Raw genomic sequence first — 23,765 nt, 5'->3', positions numbered from 1 at the left:
TTTTTTATCATTTTAATTATTCTGATTACCTGCATAAAAAATCATTTTTTAAAGATAAGGATTAACTCCGTGATAATTCTCTACGGTATAAAAAACTGCGACACCATCAAGAAAGCCCGACGCTACCTGGAAACTCAAGGGGTGGAATATCAGTTTCATGATTATCGCGTTAACGGCCTTGATGCCGAATTATTGAATAGTTTTATCGCGGAACTCGGGTGGGAAGCATTGCTAAATACACGTGGGACGACCTGGCGTAAGCTCGACGAAGCGCATCGCGCAAGCATTACGGATGCACAAACCGCAGCGAAGCTGATGCTGGATATGCCAGCAATCATCAAACGCCCATTGCTCTGCGCGCCAGGGCAGCCTATGCTGCTGGGTTTCAATGAATCGAACTATCAGCAGTTTATCAACGAGGTATAGCGCTATGTCCTGCCCGGTTATTGAGCTGACGCAACAGCTTATCCGCCGCCCTTCCCTCAGCCCTGACGACGCTGGCTGCCAGGCGCTGATGATTGAGCGACTCCGTGCCATCGGTTTCACCATTGAGCATATGGATTTTGGCGACACACAAAACTTCTGGGCATGGCGAGGAAAAGGCGAAACGCTGGCGTTTGCTGGTCATACCGATGTCGTGCCTTCTGGCGACGCTGACCGCTGGATAAACCCGCCGTTTGAACCGACTATTCGCGATGGCATGTTATTTGGCCGTGGCGCTGCGGATATGAAAGGTTCGCTGGCGGCGATGGTAGTGGCTGCCGAGCGTTTCGTCGCACAGTATCCGCACCATAAAGGCCGCCTGGCATTCCTGATTACTTCCGATGAAGAAGCCAGTGCAAAAAATGGCACGGTAAAAGTCGTCGAAACGCTGATGGCACGCCATGAAAGGCTAGATTATTGCCTGGTGGGCGAGCCCTCCAGTACCGAAGTCGTGGGTGATGTCGTGAAGAACGGCCGCCGTGGTTCATTAACTTGCAACCTGACAATTCACGGTGTGCAGGGCCACGTCGCTTATCCGCATCTGGCTGATAACCCGGTTCACCGTGCAGCACCGATGTTGAACGAGTTAGTCACGATTGAGTGGGACAAAGGCAACGAATTCTTCCCGGCGACCAGTATGCAGATTGCCAATGTTCAGGCGGGCACTGGCAGCAACAACGTGATTCCAGGTGATATGTTCGTCCAGTTCAACTTCCGTTTCAGCACAGAGTTGACCGACGAGGATATCAAACAGCGCGTGATTGCTCTGCTCGATAAATATGAGTTGCGTTACACGCTGGACTGGTGGCTTTCAGGTCAACCGTTCCTGACGTCACGCGGAAAGTTAGTGGATGCGGTAGTGAATGCAGTTGAGCACTATAATGAAATCAGACCGCAACTGTTGACCACTGGCGGCACATCCGATGGGCGTTTTATTGCGCGGATGGGGGCGCAAGTGGTGGAGCTGGGGCCAGTGAACGCGACTATTCATAAAATTAATGAGTGTGTTAACGCCGCTGACCTGCAACTTCTTGCCCGTATGTATCAACGTATTATGGAGCAGCTTGTCGCCTGACAGGTTCACAACTCAAGTGAGGTATAAGCATGGAATGGCTATCGCATTACTGGTGGATCATCGTACTGGTGCTGCTACTTGGCATTTTCCTTAATGTTATTAAGGATCTGAAGCGTATTGATCCCAAAAAATATATGGCGAATAAACCTGAGCTTCCCCCACATCGTGACTTTAACGATAAGTGGGATGACGAAGATGATTTCCCGAAGAAAAAGCCTTAAGTTTCGCCCTCACCCCTGCCCTCTCCCCCAGGAGAGGGGGAAAACCGATCTATCCCCTCTCCCTGGGGAGAGGGTTAGGGTGAGGGAGTTCCATCTCAAAGAAACTCAACAATATCGTCGTCTTTCGGTTTACCACCGCTCAGTGCTTCGTCGAAGTAATGTTTTGGCACCGTATAGCGCAGGTGATCCCGCGCAATCTGAATACTGCGGTCATCAATGGCGTGACCTAAATCGTCAAGTACGTCCAGCGTCACATCTCCGCCCAACTGCGTTAATGCTTCTGATGCATCAAACGCGTGTTTCACATCAATCACTCTATCATCATCACCATGAATCAAATGAATGGTGGTTGCGGTAGAGGCTGCCTGCGGAAGCTGCGCATATCGGCCATTAAATGCCACCACGCGCGAAGCCAGTTCAGCTTCAGCTTTCACGCCCTCAAGCGCCATGATGGCTCCTTGCGAGAAACCAATCAGTGCTGTGGCATTCGCGGGTACACCGCTGTGTTTTTGCCAGTAACGCACGACTTCGACAAACGTTGGCATGATAGCGTTGACCCGCTGCTGCCGGTTTTCTTCCGTCACGCCAGCCACTGAAAACCATTCACGCCCCTGATACGGGCCGCTTGGTGCCGGGCCGCCGATGCTCACCACCAGAGCATCCGGGAAATGCGGCGCAAACCAACTGCCGATTTGCCCCATCGCAACCGGGTTATCGCCCACGCCATGAAACAGCAACAACAGTTGTTTTGCAGGTGTCGCCGGGCTTTGGACAACAAAGTGTTCGTGTTTCATGGTTTTCTCCTTAAGTTTCTGGAGTTGACTATACGCTGACTACTTTTGATGACCATGCCATTTGACTGAATGACTTAGTGGAAAAATTGCAATTGCAAAAGCGAGGTTTTCAGGGCAATACACTGTTGCTCATCGAGTTTTTCCAACGCTTTTTGTACCTCCTGGCGCATGACATTGAGCAAGCCCTTACGACCCGAAATCTGTAATTGTTGGCAAATGGTGTCCACATTTGATTGCTGTTGCACTCGCGCACGCAGCGCATTGAGCGGCAAATCGCTGGCAAGTAGCAGACGATTCAGTGAACCCAAACACGCTTCCAGCGGGCGATGACCAAATGCAAAACCGGCCAGTTCCAGCCAGTCATCGCTGTTTAGCGCAGTCTCTGCCAGGGAAATCACCGGCAAGGGTTGGTCAATCCACGGTTGCAGCCAGCAGATATCGCGCTGTAGCCGGGTTTGCTCATGCTCAGTCAGCGCATTGCCTCGCACCGTCAATGGCAATAATGCCATCGCGGTATAGCAGCCGCTGCTGGCCTCACGGTGGCTGCCGATACGCACTAACTCAAATCCACAGCTTTGCCAGAAACGCCAAAGCTCATCGGTGAAACCGAAGCTGACCGAAAGATAATCAACCTCCTGCGGCGCATGCTCCTTCGCCCAGACAATCATCTGCTGGCCGATTTGCTGACGTTGACGCAGCGGATGCACCGCAATACGGCTGACGCGTAATCCCTTAAGCGTTGCGGCAAGCGGGCTGCCCCCATGCGCGGCCAGCGACTGCGCCACTAAATTACCGCGTGGCCGCCGAAAACCCGCCCACACAGCGCGACTCAGATGCTCATCCAGCCCCCCCTCTTCGACAAGCCAGGTAGCACCTACCGTTTCATCATCGCTGATAGCGGCAATAAAATGCTGACCAGGGGCATCGAGCATACGACGCCAGTCCAGAGGGCTGGTTCGATAATGCGCCCCTGAAAGCAGGCGATACATCCCTTGCAACTGTTCAGACGGTTGCATTTCGCGACGACGCTCAATAGTTTGCAAAGAAACCGCGCCTTGTGGCGCCGTCGTCACGTCTGGTTCGTCAAACAGCAAAACGGTGTCGATAAGTTGTTCCAACGGATCGTTTGTCGCCCAACGAATGGGAGTCGAAAGGGTGTAACGCGTAAGAGCATCAAGGCTTGCACAGAATTTGAGAACAAACCCGCGCCCGGTGCCTTCATAGCCCTGAACGGTGGTGGTCAGCAAAACTCGAGGAAAATGGGCAATGAGTTTGCGTAACTGCGGCGCAGGAAGTGCCGCCGCTTCATCAATGATCAGCCAATCGGCCTCAAAAGCTGCGGTATTCGCCAGCAATGCATCAGGGGCGACAAAACTAAAACGATCGCCCGCATGCTCCGCCAACACGTCCGTCGCGGCTTTACCAGGTGCGGTGACTAGCCCTTTTCCGGCAATCATGCGTAATAACATGCCTGCCAGCGCGGATTTCCCCCGGCCTCGCGGGGCGGTCACTACCGCGACACCGGGCGGCATTTTCACAAGCTCGTTGAGAATGGCTGCCTGCTCATCGAAAGGAGCGCCCTGGGCTGCATGCCACACGGGGCGTGGTGCAAATTCGGGGAAACTTAGCGCCTGGTTCTGCTGCCAGAGCACGCACTCGCTATCGGCATCAATGCAGTGTTGCAGGTGAGCGACAAAATGAGGGGTAGGAATCGCTTCCGGTTGTTCACTCCAGCGGTTTGAATCACAGTCCGGTCGCATCGGCCAGTCGTTCCACAGCGGCGCCAGAAGCACTAACCAGCTTCCTGCTTTCAGCGTTCCAGCCAGAGCGGCGAGCGCTTCAGCATCCAGCCCATTGCGGGCATCAAAAACCGCGTGGAGAAATTCACGGCCGAGCAACGTGCGCATGGCAGAAGTTGCGTAGTGCAGCGGCAATTCGGGTGCCGCTCCCACCCACAACCAGTCGCCGGGCAATTGCCGGGCGAGCGCCTGAACTTGTTGGCTGCTCCACGCACTCTCGCCCGCCAGAATCATCATCCGGCGAATACCGGCATCAGCCATAGCGGCAGTTGCGTGCCTTAGCTGTTCCATAGCATCAATCCTTGCCACATCTCGTTATTTGACGGTATTACCGAAGGTATTGCATTGCGCAGGGTCACCGCTGTCAAAACCACGTTTGAACCAGGTGTAACGCTGCTCTGAAGTCCCATGAGTGAAGCTGTCTGGCACTACGCGTCCTTGCCCTTGCTGTTGCAGACGGTCATCGCCAATGGCTTCCGCCGCGTTCAGCGCTTCCTGCAAATCGCCGGCATCCAGCACTTCTTGTTTTTGCATGCTGTTGCCCCAGACACCTGCGAAGCAATCAGCCTGTAATTCCATTTTTACGGACAGGCGATTGCCTTCAGCCTGGCTTGCGCTTTGCTGAAGCTGGCGTACTTTCGGCTCAATGCCGAGCAATTTCTGCACATGGTGCCCGACTTCATGAGCAATAACATAGCCCTGAGCAAAATCGCCATCAGCGCCCAGTTTGCTTTTCATGTCATCGTAGAACGAGAGGTCGATGTACACGGTGCTGTCCGCCGGGCAGTAGAACGGCCCCATCACTGATTGACCCGTTCCGCACCCCGTGCGCGTCGCGCCACGGTACATCACCAGTTTTGGCTGCTGATAGGTACGACCCATTTTCTGGAAAATCTGTCCCCAGGTATCTTCTGTGGTTGCCAGAATAACCGAGGTGAATTTAGCCGCTTCGTCATCGTTAGGGCTGATAGAACGTTGCGCAGATTGTTGCTGCGGAACCGGTTGGCCACCAAGCATTGAAGTGAGATCGACGCCGTAATAACTCGCCACGACCACAACGATAAGTAAGATGATGCCGCCTTTCCCTCCGGGCAAGCGGAACCCGCCGCCTCCCCCACCAAAGCTCGGGCCGGAAGAGTTATTTCTTCTGTCTTCAACATTGTCGCTTTCGCGACGACCTTGCCAGCGCATAGGCGACTCCATTATTCACAACTTGTAATCAATAGATCGTAGGCGGATAACTCAATAATTACCATAAGAAACAAGACGTGAAAAAGCCGAATGTGAGAACACATTCGGCTTAAAAAGAATCGTGCGAGATTTTAGTCTAATTTAACGCCAATACGCTTCGCGACTTCTTCGTAGGCTTCAATCAGTCCACCCAGGCTTTGGCGGAAACGATCTTTGTCCATTTTATCGAGAGTTTCTTTGTCCCACAGGCGGCTACCGTCTGGGGAAAACTCATCACCCAGTACAACCTCACCGTTGAACAGACCGAACTCCAGCTTGAAATCGACCAGGATCAGGCCCGCGTCGTCAAAGATTTTGCTCAGGACATCGTTAGCTTTGTAGCTCAACTCACGCATACGAGCCAGATTCTCTTTACTCACCCAACCAAAGGTTTCGCAGTAAGATTCGTTGACCATCGGGTCATGCATCGCATCGTTTTTCAGGAACAGGTCAAACAGCGGCGGGTTGAGCACAATACCTTCTTCAATACCCAGACGCTTCACCAGAGAACCTGCCGCGCGGTTACGAATGACGCACTCAACCGGCACCATATCGAGCTTTTTCACCAGCACTTCGTTGTCGGAGAGCAGAGCTTCCATTTGCGTAGGAATGCCCGCTTCTTCCAGTTTAGCCATAATGAAATGGTTGAACTTGTTGTTCACCATACCTTTACGGTCAAACTGTTCGATGCGCGCACCGTCTCCTGCTGACGTATCATTGCGGAATTCGAGCACCAACAGATCCGGGTTCTCCGTGCTGTATACGGTCTTCGCTTTTCCACGATACAACTCAGCTTGCTTTTGCATCTTTCTTACTCCAGGTGTGATTTAACTAAAAAATTCCGCTATCTGTGGCTACGCACACGTTTGCGTAGCCTATCAGAAAAAAGGCCAGATTGCTCTGGCCTCTAAATGTTACTTGCTGAAAGCTGCCTGGAATGCGGCTACCAGTGCATCATTCTGCGACTGCGTTAGCGTGTGACCTTTAGGGTCGATGAACTGCAAACTACTGCGGTTATCGAGGTCGCCAACTTGCAGTTTATAGTCGCCACTGGACAGACCTGGGTCTTTCGCCCCTAAATCTTGCCATGCGCTATCAGACAATGGTTTGTACGTTACCGCCACGCTGCCGGTTGAACGCGTTGAGTCGGTGACTTTCATGCCCACTTTTTCAAGTGTTGCAGGTAAACGGCTCCACACCACGTTGTACGGACCACGCACCACCAACATTGGTAAACCAGTGTCATCCGCAGCACTTTGTACATCAAGCTGCGTTGCTACACGGCTGTCTTTGGCGTTTTGCAGGTCAGTCTGGGTTTTGTCCAGACCCGCGCTGATGCTGTTAAGCATTTCTGCGCTGTAACGTTGCAGGGAGGCTGCATCCGAAACCGGCTTGCCCGCCTGTTCCAGGTTCAGCAACTTAACCACCACGGCTTGTTGATAGCCCTGTGGTTTCACACTGATTTGATAGCGGCCACGATACTGGTCATCTTCATCAGCACGGTTCCATTGCACCCAGTCAGTCGTCAGGGTTTGGGTCGCGTCATCACGTTTATCGATGCCGTAGTTTTTCGCCTGAAGGACGCTAACAACCTGCGGCCAAAGCGTCGCGCTACGCGAATTTTCAACCATCAGTGTTGCGGTATCACCCGTAAACTGGGTTCGTGCGCCACTGACTAATGCCAGAGGTTGAGCTGGTGGACGAATATCCAGCTCTTTGCCTACTGCGCCGCTGCCGTTGGTGACCGGAATATCATATTGGCCATTCTGCACCGGCAGGATCATCCCGGTCGGTGCATGAATTTCCGCGAGGGGTGCAGCATCCAGATAGGATTCGTCACCACTAACCTGGCGCTTATAACGCTGGTCGGTGCTGCATGCTGCTAACAGCATTGCAAGCGATACCACTGCAACTTTCGCCACCGTCGACTTCTGTACTGAGTAAGCCATCAAATCTCCCTAAACTTTACAGCAAACCGGCATGCTTGAGCGCGCTAATAATCACCGGACGACTGGCTTCAGTCAGCGGTGTCATTGGCAGGCGCAAGGTATCGGTTGCCACAAGTCCCAACTCCCTACAAGCCCATTTGACCGGGATAGGGTTGGGTTCTACAAATAATTTATTGTGCAGCGGCATCAAACGTTCGTTGATAACGCGCGCTTGCGCATATTGCCCATTGGCGGCCAGTTTACACACTTCTGCCATTTCACGCGCGGCTACGTTTGCCGTCACGGAAATCACACCGTGACCACCCAATTGCATGAAATCGAGCGCACTGGCGTCATCGCCGCTGACCAGGATGAAGTCATCTTCAACCAGCTCTTTGATCTGGTTTACTCGTGTTAAGTTCCCGGTTGCTTCTTTGATACCAATAATATTTTTTATCTTCGCCAGACGGCCTACGGTTTCAGGCAGCATGTCGCAACCGGTACGAGATGGCACATTGTACAGCATCTGCGGCAGGTCGGTGCTTCCAGCGATTGCTTTGAAGTGCTGATACAGCCCTTCCTGAGTTGGGCGGTTGTAATATGGCGTGACTGTCAGGCAGCCCACCACTCCGCTGTTTTCAAAACGCTTTGTCAGGGAGATAGCTTCAGAGGTGGCGTTGGCGCCAGTCCCTGCGATAACAGGAATACGGCCATCGGCCAGTTCCAGAGTCATCAGTACCACATCACCGTGCTCGTCGTGACTCAACGTAGCAGACTCTCCGGTAGTACCTACCGATACAATCGCCGATGTTCCGCTGGCGACATGGTAATCAATCAGTTTTTTCAGGCTTGACCGGCAGACATTACCTTTCTCATCCATCGGCGTCACAAGCGCGACAATACTTCCAGTGAACATTGGCCATCCTCTGTGCTAACAAGTGTCTCAATGGTACGTTTGGTGCAGGATCAAAAGCAAGTCACCAAGTGATGCCATACGGTTGTACGCAAGTTTTTTTTATGCTTTCCTTATGTTAACTCACCGATTCACAGGAAGAATACGTTTGACTCCCTCACCACACCATTATTTGGTCATCACGGCCCTTGGGGCTGACCGGCCGGGTATTGTAAATACCATCACCCGCCATGTGAGCAGTTGCGGCTGTAATATTGAAGACAGTCGCCTCGCTATGCTCGGTGAAGAGTTCACGTTTATTATGCTGCTTTCGGGTACCTGGAATGCGATAACCCTGATTGAATCAACGTTACCGCTAAAAGGCGCCGAGCTTGATTTGCTGATTGTTATGAAGCGAACCGCCGCGCAAGAGCGCCCGGCGATGCCTGCGACGGTCTGGGTTCAGGTCGAAGTCACTGATTCGCCTCATTTAATTGAGCGCTTTACCAATCTGTTTGATATTCACCACATGAATATCGCGGAGCTTAGCTCACGGACACAACCCGCGCAGGATGGCAATCCGGCACAGCTATACATTCAGATTACGGCGCATAGTCCGGCATCTCAGGATGCGAGCGTTATCGAAGATGCGTTCAAGGCCCTCTGTACAGAACTCAAAGCACAGGGCAGTATTAACGTTGTGAATTATCCACAGCAAGATGATTAAGACGGAGAGTTGTAATGAGCCCACTGAAAGCCGGTGATAGCGCACCGAAATTTAGCTTGCCCGATCAAGACGGCGAGCAAATAAATTTAACCGACTTCCAGGGACAGCGCGTTCTGGTTTATTTCTATCCTAAAGCGATGACGCCAGGCTGTACCGTGCAAGCGTGTGGTTTGCGTGACAACATGGACGAGTTGAAAAAGAAAGGTGTGGAAGTGCTGGGCATCAGCACCGACAAACCCGAAAAACTTTCACGTTTTGCCGAAAAAGAGTTACTCAACTTCACGCTGCTTTCTGACGAAGACCATCAAGTCTGCGAGCAATTTGGCGTCTGGGGTGAGAAATCGTTTATGGGTAAAACCTACGATGGTATCCATCGCATCAGCTTCCTGCTGGATGGCGAAGGAAAAGTTGAGAAAGTGTTTGATGATTTCAAAACCAGCAACCATCACGATATCGTGGTGAACTGGCTGAAAGAAAACGCTTAAATATCGCAGTAACAATATTAAAAAAGCCGACTTCATGTCGGCTTTTTACTGTCTCTAATTCGTCTTGTCGTCTATCAGTAAGCTATCCGGCCAGGCATGAACCACCGCTTTGATAAGCGTAGCAAGTGGAATAGCGAAGAACACGCCCCAGAATCCCCACAAACCGCCAAATATCACGACCGAAAGAATAATCACCAATGGATGCAAATTCACCGCTTCAGAGAATAACACCGGCACCAGCAAGTTGCCGTCCAGCGCCTGAATGATGAGATACACGGCGAAAAGCGTCCAGAATTCCGGGCCAATACCAAACTGGAACAACGCCACGCAGACCACTGGAATGGTCACGACAAACGCGCCGATGTAAGGAATCAGAACCGAGAACCCCACCAGCACGGCAAGCAGCAGTGAATAGTTAAGCCCAAAAATCACAAAACCGATATACGTCACCACGCCCACGACCAGCATTTCTAATACTTTGCCGCGAATATAGTTAGTGATTTGCTGGTTCATCTCCAGCCAGACCTGCCCTGCCAGCCCGCGATTTCGCGGCAAGACTCGGCGCACTGCATTGAGCATTTGCTCTTTGTCTTTGACCAGGAAGAACACCATCAGCGGAACCAGAACCAGGTAAATCGCCAGCGTGAGTAGACCCACTAACGAAGCCAGCGAGTATTTCACGACCTGGTCACCCATCCCCATCATGCGGCCACGCATATTCTCAGCGATGGCATCAATAATGCCCGCATCAACCAGCGCCGGATAACGTCTTGGGAGTGTTGCGGCATAATCAGAAAGTTTATTCAGCATTCCTGGCATATCGCGAATCAGATAGATGCCTTGCTGCCAGGCCACGGGTGCGACGACCAATACCATCAACAGTAAAATGCCAACGAAAAGCACCAGAATAATCGTCGTCGCCCAGGTTCGGGAACACCCGACACGTTGAAGTCGCGCGGTTGGCCACTCCAGCAAATAAGCCAGAACAATCGCCACCAGCAGCGGCGCTAAAAGTCCATGGAAGAAGAACAGGATGACAAAACCTGCAACCAGAATAACCAGTAGCGCGATAGCTTCTGGATCGCTAAACCGTCGTCGATACCATTGCAACAACATTTCGAGCATACAACCCTTCCCTGACAGCATTGAGCGAAAAGAGATTGTATCTAAATGTCACTGTAAAGACTTCGCTTTTTATCTCTGTTCAATAGCAGTTTAAAATTGCCACGGCTAAGATAGGTTTCAATCACGGTGTGGGCTAAAGTTCATCAAGGCTGGCGAACAAAACCACCTAATACGTGTCGAAGATTAACTTTGATTAAACAGGACAGGACGTATGTTCAAGCAGTTGAAAAAATCGCTGGTTGCAACTCTGATGGCCGCTCTACTCGCCGGCCCGGCAACACCCGCCTTTGCAGATGTTACCGATCAACTGCCTGATATGGGCACGTCTGCGGGAAGCACTCTGTCGATAGGCCAGGAATTGCAGATGGGCGATTATTATGTTCGTCAGCTGCGAGGCAGTGCTCCTTTAATCAATGATCCTTTGCTCGTACAGTATATTAACCAGCTCGGTATGCGTTTAGTTAGCCATGCCAACTCCGTCAAGACACCGTTCCATTTCTTCTTAATCAACAACGATGAAATCAACGCCTTTGCTTTCTTTGGCGGCAACGTGGTGCTGCACTCAGCACTATTCCGTTATGCCGATAACGAAAGCCAGCTTGCATCGGTTATGGCGCACGAAATCTCCCACGTCACGCAACGCCATTTGGCACGCGCTATGGAAGATCAAAAAAAGAACGCCCCGCTCACCTGGGTTGGCGCTTTAGGATCGATTTTACTGGCAATGGCCAGCCCGCAGGCCGGGATGGCGGCATTAAGCGGCACCCTTGCGGGAACGCAGCAAGGCATGATCAGCTTCACGCAGCAAAACGAGCAGGAAGCAGACCGCATTGGTATTCAGGTGTTGCAGCGTTCAGGTTTTGATCCGCAAGCGATGCCAACTTTCCTTGAGAAGCTGCTCGATCAATCACGCTATTCATCGCGTCCGCCGGAAATTCTACTGACTCACCCATTACCGGAAAGCCGTTTGTCTGATGCCCGAAACCGCGCCAACCAAATGCGCCCGGTGGTTGTGCAATCTTCCGAAGATTTTTACATGGCGAAAGCGCGTACGCTCGGCATGTACAATTCCGGGCGTAACCAGTTAACCAGCGATATATTAGATAGTTGGGCGAAGGGCAATATCCGCGAACAGCATGCATCTGCCTATGGCCGCGCACTTCAGGCGATGGGTAACGATAAATGGGATGAAGCTCGCAAGCTGTTGCAACCGCTGCTGGTCGCACAGCCTGCCAATACCTGGTATCTCGACTTAGCGACGGATATCGATCTCGGGCAAAATAAAACGGCAGATGCGGTAAACCGCCTGAAAAACGCCCCGGATCTGAAGCAAAACCCGGTGTTGCAACTTAACCTTGCCAACGCTTACGTTCAGGCAAAACAACCCGCTCAGGCCGCAGCTATTTTGAACCGTTATACGTTTAGCCATCCTGATGACAGCAACGGCTGGGATTTGTTAGCGCAAGCCGAGGCGGCATTAGGCAACCGTGACCAGGAACTGGCGGCTCGTGCAGAAGTTATGGCGCTTGTCGGCAAACTCGATCAGGCTATTACGTTGCTCAGTAGCGCCAGTTCACAAGTGAAACTCGGCAGCTTGCAGCAGGCTCGTTATGACGCGAGAATCGATCAGTTCCGCGAATTGCAAAAACGCTTCCTTCAGTATTCTAAGATGTAACAGGAGTTACGATGTCCACCGTTTCTATTTACCACAATCCTCGCTGCTCTAAGAGCCGTGAAACGTTAAGCCTGCTAAAAGCGAATGGTGTAGAACCTGAAGTTGTGCTGTATCTGGAAACCCCGCCAGATGCCGCAACGCTCAAATCTTTATTAAGCAAGTTAGGCTTTGCCAGCGCGCGCGATTTGATGCGTCAGAAAGAGGATTTGTACAAGGAGTTAAATCTGGCTGATTCCGCGTTAAGCGAAGATCAGTTAATTCAGGCGATGATAGAAAATCCTAAATTGATTGAGCGCCCGATTGTGCTGGCAAATGGTGAAGCAAGAATTGGTCGCCCGCCGGAGTCGGTGCTGGAGATTTTGTAATTTAGGTTATGTCGGATGACGCTTCGCTTATCCGACCTACACGGTTTCAGCGTAAGCGACATCCACCACCAGAATTAAAGCCCTAAAATCTCTTTCACAAACGGGATCGTCAGTTTTCTCTGTGCCGTAATCGACGCATGATCAAGCTGATCGAGCGTCATAAACAGTGTGCGCATTTCCCGGTCCAGACGCTTCAACAGGAAACGGCCCACGTCTTCTGGCAATTCAAAACCACGCTGCTTTGCACGCAATTGCAGGGCCTGAAGTTTATCGTCATCCGATAATGGCTGTAGCTTGTAGATTTGCCCCCAATCAAGGCGCGATGCAAGATCGGGTAATTGCAGATTCAGCTGGCGCGGTGGGCGATCGCCGGTGATCAGCAGGCGGGTTTTCCCAGATTCCAGAATGCGGTTATAGAGATTAAAAATCGCCATTTCCCACAGTTCATCGCCCGCCACACACTCGATATTATCGATGCACACCAACGAAAGTTGTTCCATGCCATCAAGCACTTCCGGGACAAACCAGGTGCGTTTATCAAGCGGCACATAGCCGACAGCTTCGCCACGTTGGGATAGTTCCGCACAGGCGGCGTGCAGCAGATGGCTGCGCCCTCCTCCTTCTCGCGACCAGAAATAAATATAGCCGCCATGATCCTGGCGGAGCACAGACTGGAGTGCAGCGAGTAAAGCAGGGTTATCACCCGGCCAGAAACTCGCAAAAGTTTCGTCATCAGGTAAATAGAGTGGCAGTGATAGCTGTGCCGGCGTATTCAGAATTACCTCAACCATAACAGGCAGAAAAACGCAGAGAGTCTATCACAGAAATGAGGATCAGGAGAACCGGGCGATCGCGCCGCCCGGCTTTAAGCTAAATGGCTATTTTACGTCGTTTTCTTCGGCATCCAGCACCACTTCTTCCGGGCGCAAGACGCTGATCAATTTGAAGATAAGGCTCAGGCCCACACCCACGATCGTCGCCAGCGCCATGCCTTTCAATTCCGCGGCGCCAATGTGCACTTTCGCGCCACTCACGCCGATGATCAGAATCACTGAAGTCAGGATCAGGTTTTGCGTTTTGTTGTAATCGACTTTTGATTCGATCAACACGCGAATACCGGACGCGCCAATCACGCCGTACAGCAGCAGTGAAACACCACCGATGACCGGAACCGGGATGACTTGAATCGCCGCCGCCAGCTTACCGATGCAAGAAAGTAGAATGGCCAGAATCGCCGCTCCGCCAATAACCCAGGTGGAATACACGCGGGTAATCGCCATGACGCCGATGTTCTCGCCGTAAGTCGTATTCGGCGTAGAGCCGAAGAAACCTGAGAAAATAGTCGAAATGCCGTTGGCAAACATGGAACGATGCAGACCAGGGTCGCGAATCAAATCTTTCTTCACGATGTTCGCCGTCACGACCAGGTGACCCACGTGCTCTGCAATCACCACCAGCGCCGCTGGCAAAATGGTGAGAATGGCGAACCATTCAAAGCGCGGAGTATAGAAGGTTGGCAATGCAAACCAATGCGCTTCGATAATTGGCGTGATGTCTACCACACCCATGGCGAAGGAGAGTGCATAACCTGCCAGCACACCGATAAGAATCGGAATGATGGCCAGGAAACCACGGAACAGCACAGAGCCAAAGATAGTCACGGCAAGCGTAACCAGAGAAATGATGATGGTCGTTGAATCTGGTGAAGTACCATCAGCGGGCAGTAAACCCGCCATATTCGCTGCCACACCTGCCAGTTCAAGACCGATAACCGCCACAATCGCGCCCATCGCCGCCGGTGGAAACATCACATCCAGCCAGCCAGTACCGGCTTTTTTCACAATTAGCGCCACAATACAGAACAGCACGCCGCACATGATAAAACCGCCCAGAGCAACTTCATAACCCAGCGGCAGGAGCAGGAGCACTGGCGAAATAAACGCAAAGCTCGAACCGAGATAAGCCGGGATTTTACCTTTACAGATAAAGAGATACAGCAGTGTCCCGATCCCGTTAAACAGCAGTACAGTCGCCGGGTTAATGTGGAACAGGATTGGTACCAGAACGGTGGCACCAAACATCGCGAACAGATGTTGCAAACTTAACGGTATCGTTTGCAGCAGGGGTGGTCTTTCGCTCACTCCAATAGCGCGGCGTGTCATCTTTATTTCCTCTGAGGATGGTGTTGTTGTGTTTTAGCCAAAAAAAAGCCGACTCTCAAAGTCGGCTAATTTTATTGAATCAATTATTTGGTACCGAAAATCTTATCACCGGCATCGCCGAGGCCCGGGATAATGTATCCGTGCTCGTTCAGACCCTGATCGATAGAAGCGGTAAACAGCTCTACGTCCGGGTGCGCTTTTTCCAGCGCGGCGATACCTTCAGGTGCTGCCACCAGAACCAGCACTTTGATGCTGGTGCAACCGGCATTTTTCAGCAGGTCGATGGTTGCGATCATAGAACCGCCGGTTGCCAGCATAGGGTCAACCACCAGCGCCATACGTTCTTCAATGTTAGAAACCAGTTTCTGGAAGTAAGGGACTGGCTCCAGGGTTTCTTCGTTACGGTAGATACCCACAACGCTGATGCGCGCGCTTGGAACGTTTTCCAGCACACCTTCCATCATGCCCAGGCCTGCACGCAGGATTGGCACAACGGTAATTTTCTTGCCTTTAATCTGATCGATCTCTACCGGGCCGTTCCAGCCTTCGATAGTGACTTTTTCAGTTTCCAGATCCGCCGTGGCTTCGTAAGTCAGCAAGCTGCCAACTTCTGAGGCGAGTTCACGAAAGCGTTTGGTGCTAATGTCGTTCTCACGCATCAGGCCCAGCTTGTGTTTGACGAGTGGGTGTTTGACTTCCACGATCTTCATACTCTTTCTCCCCGAGATAGTTGGCCACCATAAAAAAAATCGCCGGATTATACCGCTTTTTTAACACCGCGCCACCGCTTCGAGATCAAACTGGGTGAAATCAGTATAGAACGATAATAATTACATCCCGCTGAACAAGAGGCTCGCAAACGTTTGCCTCCACTGTTAGAATTGCGGCGTTTTTTATTTCTAACCCATCCGCGGGGACTTAGCAGTGACCGACAAAACCTCTCTTAGCTATAAAGATGCCGGTGTTGATATTGATGCTGGTAACGCTCTGGTCGATAAAATCAAAGGTGTAGTGAAAAAGACTCGCCGCCCGGAAGTCATGGGTGGGCTGGGTGGTTTCGGTGCGCTGTGTGCGTTGCCTCAGAAGTATCGTGAACCTGTGCTGGTTTCTGGCACCGATGGTGTGGGTACGAAACTGCGTCTGGCGATGGATTTAAAACGTCACGACACAATCGGTATCGACCTGGTCGCAATGTGTGTTAATGACCTGGTTGTTCAGGGTGCTGAGCCGCTGTTTTTCCTCGATTATTATGCGACGGGCAAACTTGAAGTCGAGACCGCTGCCAGTGTTATCTCCGGTATCGCCGAAGGTTGTCTGCAATCTGGTTGTGCGTTGGTCGGCGGTGAAACCGCTGAAATGCCAGGGATGTATCATGGCGAAGATTATGACGTTGCCGGTTTCTGTGTCGGCGTGGTTGAGAAATCTGAAATCATCGACGGTTCCAAAGTAACCGACGGCGATGTGCTGATCGCCCTGGCTTCAAGTGGCCCGCACTCCAACGGTTATTCTCTGGTGCGTAAAGTGCTGGAAGTGAGTGGTGCTGACCCGCTGACCACCGAACTTGAAGGCAAGCCGTTGGCCGATCATCTGCTCGAACCGACCCGCATCTATGTGAAGTCGATTCTTGCACTGATTGAACAGGTTGACGTTCACGCGATTGCACACCTGACCGGCGGTGGTTTCTGGGAAAACATCCCGCGCGTGCTGCCGGACAACACTCAGGCCGTAATCGCTGAATCTTCATGGCAATGGCCTGCGGTATTCAACTGGTTGCAACAAGCCGGGAATATCAGCCGTCACGAAATGTACCGCACCTTTAACTGCGGCGTCGGCATGCTGATTGCTCTGCCTGCGGCTGAAGCTGATAAAGCGGTAGCATTCCTGAACGCAAAAGGTGAAAACGCCTGGAAAATCGGTAGTATCAAAGCTTCTGATTCCTCCGAGCGTGTGGTTATTGAATAATGAAACGCATTGTGGTGCTGGTTTCCGGTAACGGAAGCAATCTTCAGGCGATTATTGATGCCTGCAAGCATAAAAAAATTAATGGCACCGTTGCGGCTGTATTCAGCAACAAAACCGATGCTTTTGGGCTTGAGCGTGCGCGTGAAACAGAAATTCCTGCGCACGCATTAACGGCCAGCCAGTTCGCCGATCGCGCAGCGTTCGATCGTGAATTGATGCTTGAGATTGACGCCTACGCGCCCGATCTGGTGGTTCTGGCAGGTTACATGCGCATTCTAAGCCCGGAGTTTGTCGGGCACTATGCGGGCCGCTTGATTAACATTCATCCTTCTTTGTTGCCTAAATATCCAGGCCTGAACACACATCGTCAGGTTCTGGAAAATGGCGATGAAGTCCACGGAACGTCGGTGCATTTTGTCACTGACGAACTGGATGGCGGCCCGGTCATTCTTCAGGCTACGGTTCCCGTGTTTGAAGGTGATGATGAAGAAGACATCACCGCGCGTGTGCAAACTCAAGAACACGCTATTTATCCGCTGGTTGTTTCCTGGTTTATCGACGGGCGACTAGAGATGCGCGATAACAGCGCATGGCTTGATGGCACTCAACTGCCACCGCAAGGTTATGCCGCAGACGAATAAAATTAAGGGGCTTTTGCCCCTTTTTCATTTCTCCGACCTACGACGCTTACTTAACGTAAATCACATCTTAAATCGCGTTTTGTCATACTTTACGGCCAGCGTTGGACATTCCCCGCCAAAGCTCGCCATAATGACAGACGTGACGGCATTTTAACGTCCACGAAAACGGAGTGTGAGGGCTAATGGGTCAGGATAAGCTGTACATCGAAAAAGAACTGAGTTGGTTGAATTTTAACGAACGCGTGCTCCAGGAAGCGGCGGATAAAATTAACCCGCTGATCGAGAGAATGCGTTTTCTCGGCATCTATTCGAATAACCTTGATGAATTCTACAAGGTCCGTTTCGCCGAACTTAAACGGCGCATTCTGATCAGTGAAGAACAAGGTACGGCACCTAATTCGCGCCATTTGCTTAATAAAATTCAGGCGCGCGTGCTGAAAGCCGACCAGGAATTTGATGGGTTGTATAACGATTTGCTGTTGGAAATGGCGCGTAATCAGATCTTCTTGATCAACGAACGCCAGCTTTCGCCAAATCAGCAAAACTGGCTGCGTCATTACTTCAAACACTATTTGCGCCAGCACATCACACCGATCCTCATCAATAACGAAACCGATCTGGTGCAGTTCCTTAAAGATGATTACACCTATCTGGCGGTTGAGATTATTCAGGGCAGCGATATTCGTTACGCCCTGCTAGAAATTCCGTCCGATAAAGTGCCCCGTTTCGTGAATTTGCCGCCGGAAGCACCGCGTCGCCGCAAACCAATGATCCTGCTCGATAACATTCTGCGTTATTGCCTGGATGACATTTTCAAAGGGTTCTTCGATTACGATTCGTTGAACGCTTACTCAATGAAAATGACCCGCGACGCAGAATACGACCTGGTGACAGAAATGGAGTCCAGCCTGCTGGAACTGATGTCATCAAGCTTAAAACAGCGTCTAACCGCAGAGCCGGTGCGCTTTGTTTACCAGCGCGATATGCCTGATGCGATGGTCGAAATGCTACGGAATAAGCTGACTATCACTAATTACGACTCCATTATTCCCGGTGGCCGTTACCACAATTTTAAAGATTTCATCAACTTCCCAAATGTCGGTAAAGCCAATTTAATCAACAAACCTCTGCCGCGGCTGCGCCATATCTGGTTCGATAAATTCCGTAACGGATTTGATGCGATTCGTAATCGTGACGTGCTGCTTTATTACCCGTACCACACTTTTGAACACGTGCTGGAATTGCTGCGTCAGGCCTCGTTCGACCCGAGCGTACTGGCGATTAAAATCAATATTTACCGCGTCGCGAAAGACTCGCGCATTATTGAGTCGATGATTCATGCCGCGCACAATGGCAAGAAAGTCACCGTGGTGGTTGAGCTGCAGGCGCGTTTTGACGAGGAAGCCAATATTCATTGGGCGAAGCGCCTGACCGAAGCCGGTGTGCACGTCATTTTCTCGGCACCGGGTCTGAAGATCCACGCAAAATTATTCCTGATTTCCCGTAAAGAAGGTGAAGAAGTGGTGCGTTATGCCCACATCGGCACCGGTAACTTTAACGAGAAAACCGCCCGTCTTTATACCGACTATTCCTTGTTGACCTGCGATGCACGCATCACCAATGAAGTGCGCCGGGTATTCAACTTTATCGAAAACCCGTATCGCCCGGTAACGTTCGAACATCTGATGGTTTCGCCGCAGAACTCACGTCGCCTGCTTTACGATTTGGTCGATAAAGAAATTGCCAATGCGCAAAACGGCGAACCGTCTGGCATTACTCTGAAACTTAATAACCTGGTCGATAAAGGGCTGGTAGACAGGCTGTATGCTGCGTCAAGCTCGGGTGTGAAGGTTAATTTGCTGGTGCGCGGTATGTGCTCGCTTATCCCAAATCTGGAAGGGATCAGCGATAACATTCGGGTTATCAGTATCGTAGACCGTTATCTGGAACACGACCGGGTCTATATATTTGAAAATGGTGGCGATAAGAAAGTGTATCTTTCGTCTGCCGACTGGATGACGCGCAACATTGATTACCGTATCGAAGTTGCGGTTGCCATTCTCGATCCGCGCCTGAAACAACGGGTGCTGGATATTATTGAAATCTTGTTCAGTGACACGGTGAAAGCCCGCTATCTCGACAAAGAGTTGAGCAACCGTTATGTTCCGCGCGGTAATCGCCGCAAGGTGCGCTCACAGCTGGCGATTTACGATTACATCAAGTCTCTGGAACAACCTGAATAACGCATCATGCTGACTATAAAATCATGCCAATAAAAAAACATGCTCCACGACCGCAAGAGTTCGCTGCGGTAGACCTTGGCTCGAACAGCTTCCACATGGTTATTGCCCGTGTGGTTGACGGCGCGATGCAAATCATCGGACGCCTGAAACAACGTGTTCATTTGGCTGATGGCCTGAATGCCGACAACGAGTTAAGCGAAGAGGCGATGGAACGTGGGCTGTCATGCCTTGCGTTATTTGCTGAACGTTTGCAGGGTTTCTCGGCCGATAACGTCTGCATCGTCGGCACGCACAGTTTGCGTCAGGCAGTGAACGCCGAAGAGTTCCTCAAACGTGCCGAGCAGGTTATCCCCTACCCGATTGAGATTATTTCCGGTAACGAAGAAGCGCGCCTGATTTTCATGGGGGTGGAACATACCCAACCTGAAAAAGGCCGCAAACTGGTGATTGATATCGGTGGCGGTTCGACCGAGTTAGTCATCGGCGAAGATTTCGAGCCGATGCTGGTCGAAAGCCGCCGTATGGGCTGTGTGAGCTTTGCGCAAAACTTTTTCCCACGCGGCGCTATCACCGCCGAAAACTTCAAACGCGCGCGGCTTGCTGCGGTACAAAAGCTGGAGAATCTTTCCTGGCAGTACCGTTTACAAGGCTGGAATGTGGCGATGGGCGCTTCTGGCACCATCAAAGCGGCCCACGAAGTGCTGGTCAGCATGGGTGAAAAAGACGGCATTATTACGCCTGAGCGCCTGGAAATGCTGCGCGATGAAGTGTTGAAATACAAGAGTTTCAGCGCGATGAGCCTGCCGGGTTTATCCGAGGAACGCAAAGCGGTGTTTGTGCCGGGGCTGGCGATTCTGTGCGGCGTGTTTGACTCATTGGCTATCCGCGAACTGCGTTTGTCTGACGGGGCGCTGCGTGAAGGCGTGCTGTATGAAATGGAAGGCCGTTTCCGCCATCAGGACATACGCATCCGTACCGCGCAAAGTCTGGCTGACCAATATCATATCGACAGCGATCAGGCCAAGCGCGTGCTGGCGACCACCGAACATATTTATCAGCAGTGGGAAGTGCAAAACCCGAAACAGGCAAATCCGCAAATGTCCGCGCTGTTGAAATGGTCAGCCATGCTGCATGAGGTCGGGCTGAATATTAACCACAGCGGGCTTCATCGCCATTCGGCTTATATTCTGCAACACAGCAACCTGCCTGGATTTAACCAGGAACAGCAGACGCTTATTGCATCGTTAGTGCGTTATCACCGTAAAGGGGTGAAAATTGACGATCTGCCGCGCTTCACGCTGTTTAAGAAAAAGCAGTTCTTGCCGTTAATCCAGATTCTGCGCCTGGCTGTGTTACTCAACAATCAACGCCAGGCGACAACCACGCCACCAACACTGGTGCTGGAAACGGACGAGCATCAGTGGACGCTGCGTTTCCCCTATGACTGGTTCAGCCAGAACACACTGGTGTTGCTGGACTTAGAACGGGAACAGCAATATTGGGATAACACGCCAGGCTGGAAACTTAAAATTGAAGAAGAAGCCAGCCCAAACATCGCGGCGTGATAATTAACAAATTTAAGCGCCCAAACGGGCGCTTAGTTTTTCACCTGTAAGCGCTGTTTAACGAGAAGTGATTCAAGTAACCGTGGGCGTCCGATTAAATATCCCTGAATATAATCAATCCCCAGGCTTTGTACTGCCGCTTTCACCGCTTCATTTTCGACATACTCGGCAACTAACTGCATCTTTTTCATGCGCGCTAACTGGCAGATGGAATCAACAATCTGGTAATCCAGACTGCTGGTCAGTATGTTGCGAATAAAACTGCCGTCGATTTTTAGGATGTCGGCACTAATGTCTTTCAGACGCGCATAACTGGCATAACCTGTGCCGAAATCATCGATTGCCACGCGGCATCCCATGTTTTGCAATGTGGTCAGCGTCATATTGGCCTGCTCAAGATTGGTTAACGAGTTACTTTCGGTCACTTCAAAAATGAGCTGCCAGGGCTGAATTTTATACTGCGCCAGCAGGCGTTTGACTTCACTGGCAAACTGCAAACGCCCAACCGAAGCCGGTGTCAGGTTAATCGAAAAACGGCTGCCAGGGAGTTGTTCACGGTGTGCGTCCATAAATTTTAGCGTGGCTTCAATCACCCATTTATCGATTTTAGATGACAAGCCAAACTCATGCGCCACTGGCAAAAAGGTATCAGGCATAAACAAATTATCGCTTTCATTATCCCCTTTCATGCGCAGCAAAATCTCATGGTAATGGTCGCCTCGAATCCCTTCGATTCGCTGCGCCATCAAAACGAAATCCCCTGAATCAATGGCACTTTGCACACGGTTCATCATGGCGACTTTATTTTTTATCGCATTCTGCACAGGGTTTGTGCCCTGCTGCTGCAAGCTCTCTGGCTTAGACGTCGCGAGCGACAAATCCGCCATCGTACTGAGCTCGCCTAACAAGAAATAAATATGAGTCACCGGCTGGCGAATGTAGCAATAACTCATGCCCACTTGCGGCTGCATTGCCATTCCATCCCACATAAAACGGAACTGTTTGACGCGCTGGTCGATAGCTTCAATACGCTCATGGTAATCATCATAATTTACCCGCACTGCCAGTTCATGCCCCGACAAGTGATAAACCTTTTCTCTATCCTCAAGCACTGGCTGCAAGTAATCATTTAGCTGCTGCTTATATTGAATGCGAAGCTGCACGCCATAGTTGCGACCCAGAAGTTCAAGCTCAGGTATGCGTAAAAAAGCCAGAGCCGAATATGGGTGACGGGATAAATCTCGGTTAAGCGCCCGCAGATTTGGCATCTGTACCACGGGGTCGATAAAAGCAACGCGTCGCGCTTTGTTGTGCAAAAAACGCTGGCGCGTGGTGACGACCGCCATCAAATAAATGGTAATAGAAAAAACCGCATAACAGGATGAGGCAATCGCCAGGTGAAGCTGGAAGCCCATATACGGCGGCAAGTAGTTTTGAAAACCGCTACACAAGATAGTGAGAATCACCATCCAGATCGTGGTGATAAACAGAAAACCAAAGCGCATCGCACCCCACAACATCAGCGGCAGAATCAGCGTTAAGGTGTAATCGGTCGTGAAAATGCTACTGACATCGTCAATCGGTACTAATAACAAACTCATCAGTACCACAACAATGACGGCCCATATCCCAATCTCGCCTTTGGTCACGCCCGATTGCATTTGGGCTTTCATCCGCGACAAAAACGAAAAAATAAAACGCGGGTTTCGGCACATGCGAATGATGGAATAGAAAAATGGCATTCCCGTCAGGCAGCCAACGAGCACAGCCTGGAAATTAATCAATGTACGGGCGTGAAACGGGTTTTCCGCGACCGTTGAGTTGACGCCGTCATACCAGCCGAAGAAAAGCCCAAGCTGATAGATAATCAAAAAAATCACTGAGTTGACGATGACCAGCCACAGCATGCGTTGCGCAGTTAATTTGATGATGCCAAACATCACCGAACTGCGCCGGGGCACGAATATACGGTAGCCTCCCCAGCTAACCGCAATGGGGATCAGAAAATGAATCACCGACAGTAACGCGGTAATTTCCCCTTTCATAGGAACGTAACGGATTAACAACGCGAGAATAATGCCAGGGAAAGCGGCCCAACCGAAAAGCAGTGTAAAAGCCGTCATCAGACCAAGCGGCATATAGACGAGGAAAACGCGGCTCCCTTCCATCACGGTATTAGCATTACACCAAACAGCAATGGGAAGCAGCAGACTCGGCAGCACCAGAGGTAGCGCCCACCATTTGTTCTTATTGTTCTTGTACCAGCTTGCCAGAGACATTGAAATTCGCCAGGGACCCTATCATCCAGCTCGGGTAAGTTTCGAACAGGTATCCAACCCGGACGTTATGCCCATATTGCTATGGGATAGAGTGCAGATTTTAGTTAGGGATTT

At 51.1% G+C, this 23,765-nt stretch carries 22 protein-coding genes; 11 read left to right on the top strand and 11 right to left on the bottom strand.

Annotated elements, in window-relative coordinates:
* Positions 1 to 69: 69 nt before the first annotated feature.
* Genes M2371_RS00505 through M2371_RS00495 form a run of 3 tightly spaced genes read left to right on the top strand, consistent with a single transcriptional unit; the run spans position 70 to position 1,779 of the window.
* Positions 70 to 426, top strand: a complete 357-nt coding sequence (locus M2371_RS00505) for an ArsC family reductase (protein ID WP_259266619.1) — start codon at positions 70 to 72, stop codon at positions 424 to 426.
* 4 nt (positions 427 to 430) lie between these two features.
* Entirely contained in the window at positions 431 to 1,558 is a 1,128-nt protein-coding gene (gene dapE, locus M2371_RS00500; RefSeq protein ID WP_034497551.1) for a succinyl-diaminopimelate desuccinylase, read from the top strand.
* Positions 1,559 to 1,587: 29 nt separating this feature from the next.
* The gene (locus M2371_RS00495; RefSeq protein WP_034459091.1) at positions 1,588 to 1,779 is read left to right on the top strand and encodes a YpfN family protein; all 192 of its coding nucleotides are present in this window, start codon (positions 1,588 to 1,590) and stop codon (positions 1,777 to 1,779) included.
* Between the two features lie 95 nt (positions 1,780 to 1,874).
* On the opposite strand, the gene ypfH is transcribed toward M2371_RS00495, so the two are convergent.
* The 6 genes from ypfH to dapA form a co-directional block, all read right to left on the bottom strand.
* On the bottom strand, positions 1,875 to 2,573 hold the full coding sequence (ypfH, locus tag M2371_RS00490; protein ID WP_259266618.1) for an esterase: 699 nt from the start codon (positions 2,571 to 2,573) through the stop codon (positions 1,875 to 1,877).
* 74 nt (positions 2,574 to 2,647) lie between these two features.
* Positions 2,648 to 4,663: a tRNA(Met) cytidine acetyltransferase TmcA gene (locus M2371_RS00485; protein WP_259266617.1), complete on the bottom strand. Its 2,016-nt coding sequence runs from the start codon at positions 4,661 to 4,663 to the stop codon at positions 2,648 to 2,650.
* Positions 4,664 to 4,687: 24 nt separating this feature from the next.
* Positions 4,688 to 5,563 (bottom strand): neutral zinc metallopeptidase, encoded by an 876-nt coding sequence (locus M2371_RS00480; RefSeq protein WP_034497560.1) that lies wholly within the window; start codon positions 5,561 to 5,563, stop codon positions 4,688 to 4,690.
* 131 nt (positions 5,564 to 5,694) lie between these two features.
* Positions 5,695 to 6,408 (bottom strand): phosphoribosylaminoimidazolesuccinocarboxamide synthase, encoded by a 714-nt coding sequence (gene purC / locus M2371_RS00475; RefSeq protein ID WP_034497563.1) that lies wholly within the window; start codon positions 6,406 to 6,408, stop codon positions 5,695 to 5,697.
* Between the two features lie 108 nt (positions 6,409 to 6,516).
* Positions 6,517 to 7,551 carry an outer membrane protein assembly factor BamC gene (gene bamC / locus M2371_RS00470; protein ID WP_172893495.1) on the bottom strand — a complete coding sequence of 345 codons (1,035 nt, stop codon included), beginning with the start codon at positions 7,549 to 7,551 and terminating at the stop codon, positions 6,517 to 6,519.
* A 16-nt stretch (positions 7,552 to 7,567) separates the two neighbouring features.
* Complete coding sequence (gene dapA / locus M2371_RS00465) at positions 7,568 to 8,446, bottom strand: 4-hydroxy-tetrahydrodipicolinate synthase (protein ID WP_034497567.1); 879 nt, start codon at positions 8,444 to 8,446, stop codon at positions 7,568 to 7,570.
* Between the two features lie 145 nt (positions 8,447 to 8,591).
* Between dapA and M2371_RS00460 the strand changes: the two genes are divergently transcribed.
* Together M2371_RS00460 and bcp are read left to right on the top strand one after the other, a co-directional pair.
* On the top strand, positions 8,592 to 9,149 hold the full coding sequence (locus M2371_RS00460; RefSeq protein ID WP_034497570.1) for a glycine cleavage system transcriptional repressor: 558 nt from the start codon (positions 8,592 to 8,594) through the stop codon (positions 9,147 to 9,149).
* Positions 9,150 to 9,163: 14 nt separating this feature from the next.
* A complete protein-coding gene (gene bcp / locus M2371_RS00455) occupies positions 9,164 to 9,634 on the top strand; it encodes a thioredoxin-dependent thiol peroxidase (RefSeq protein WP_034497573.1) in 471 nt (156 codons plus the stop codon).
* 54 nt (positions 9,635 to 9,688) lie between these two features.
* Here bcp and M2371_RS00450 read toward each other — a convergent pair whose 3' ends face one another.
* A complete protein-coding gene (locus M2371_RS00450; protein ID WP_115627627.1) occupies positions 9,689 to 10,759 on the bottom strand; it encodes an AI-2E family transporter in 1,071 nt (356 codons plus the stop codon).
* 211 nt (positions 10,760 to 10,970) lie between these two features.
* Here M2371_RS00450 and bepA point away from each other — a divergent pair, with 211 nt between their 5' ends.
* Both bepA and arsC read left to right on the top strand, forming a co-directional pair.
* Positions 10,971 to 12,434, top strand: coding sequence for a beta-barrel assembly-enhancing protease (bepA, locus tag M2371_RS00445; RefSeq protein WP_259266616.1), 1,464 nt, complete (start codon positions 10,971 to 10,973; stop codon positions 12,432 to 12,434).
* Between the two features lie 11 nt (positions 12,435 to 12,445).
* Positions 12,446 to 12,799, top strand: coding sequence for an arsenate reductase (glutaredoxin) (gene arsC, locus M2371_RS00440; RefSeq protein WP_034497582.1), 354 nt, complete (start codon positions 12,446 to 12,448; stop codon positions 12,797 to 12,799).
* Between the two features lie 74 nt (positions 12,800 to 12,873).
* Here the strand turns inward: arsC and M2371_RS00435 are convergent, their stop codons facing one another.
* The 3 genes from M2371_RS00435 to upp form a co-directional block, all read right to left on the bottom strand.
* Positions 12,874 to 13,575, bottom strand: a complete 702-nt coding sequence (locus tag M2371_RS00435) for a DnaA inactivator Hda (RefSeq protein WP_232062588.1) — start codon at positions 13,573 to 13,575, stop codon at positions 12,874 to 12,876.
* A 102-nt stretch (positions 13,576 to 13,677) separates the two neighbouring features.
* Positions 13,678 to 14,961: a uracil permease gene (gene uraA, locus M2371_RS00430; protein WP_034497586.1), complete on the bottom strand. Its 1,284-nt coding sequence runs from the start codon at positions 14,959 to 14,961 to the stop codon at positions 13,678 to 13,680.
* Positions 14,962 to 15,044: 83 nt separating this feature from the next.
* Positions 15,045 to 15,671 (bottom strand): uracil phosphoribosyltransferase, encoded by a 627-nt coding sequence (upp, locus tag M2371_RS00425; RefSeq protein WP_034459132.1) that lies wholly within the window; start codon positions 15,669 to 15,671, stop codon positions 15,045 to 15,047.
* Positions 15,672 to 15,885: 214 nt separating this feature from the next.
* Between upp and purM the strand changes: the two genes are divergently transcribed.
* From purM to ppx, 4 genes are all read left to right on the top strand, one after another.
* Positions 15,886 to 16,923, top strand: a complete 1,038-nt coding sequence (gene purM, locus M2371_RS00420) for a phosphoribosylformylglycinamidine cyclo-ligase (protein ID WP_172893489.1) — start codon at positions 15,886 to 15,888, stop codon at positions 16,921 to 16,923.
* Positions 16,923 to 17,564 (top strand): phosphoribosylglycinamide formyltransferase, encoded by a 642-nt coding sequence (gene purN / locus M2371_RS00415; RefSeq protein WP_034497590.1) that lies wholly within the window; start codon positions 16,923 to 16,925, stop codon positions 17,562 to 17,564. Before purM ends, purN begins: the two co-directional genes overlap by 1 nt.
* Before the next feature lie 182 nt (positions 17,565 to 17,746).
* Positions 17,747 to 19,807 (top strand): polyphosphate kinase 1, encoded by a 2,061-nt coding sequence (gene ppk1 / locus M2371_RS00410; protein ID WP_034497592.1) that lies wholly within the window; start codon positions 17,747 to 17,749, stop codon positions 19,805 to 19,807.
* Positions 19,808 to 19,830: 23 nt separating this feature from the next.
* The gene (ppx, locus tag M2371_RS00405) at positions 19,831 to 21,372 is read left to right on the top strand and encodes an exopolyphosphatase (protein WP_034497594.1); all 1,542 of its coding nucleotides are present in this window, start codon (positions 19,831 to 19,833) and stop codon (positions 21,370 to 21,372) included.
* Positions 21,373 to 21,404: 32 nt separating this feature from the next.
* Here the strand turns inward: ppx and M2371_RS00400 are convergent, their stop codons facing one another.
* The gene (locus M2371_RS00400; protein WP_259266615.1) at positions 21,405 to 23,651 is read right to left on the bottom strand and encodes a sensor domain-containing phosphodiesterase; all 2,247 of its coding nucleotides are present in this window, start codon (positions 23,649 to 23,651) and stop codon (positions 21,405 to 21,407) included.
* Positions 23,652 to 23,765: the final 114 nt, after the last annotated feature.

The organism is Buttiauxella sp. BIGb0471 (assembly GCF_024807715.1).
Classification (GTDB): Bacteria; Pseudomonadota; Gammaproteobacteria; order Enterobacterales; family Enterobacteriaceae; genus Buttiauxella; species Buttiauxella agrestis.
The sequence above is the reverse complement of the archived record's forward strand: the minus strand, read 5'-3'. Positions and strand labels throughout refer to the sequence as shown.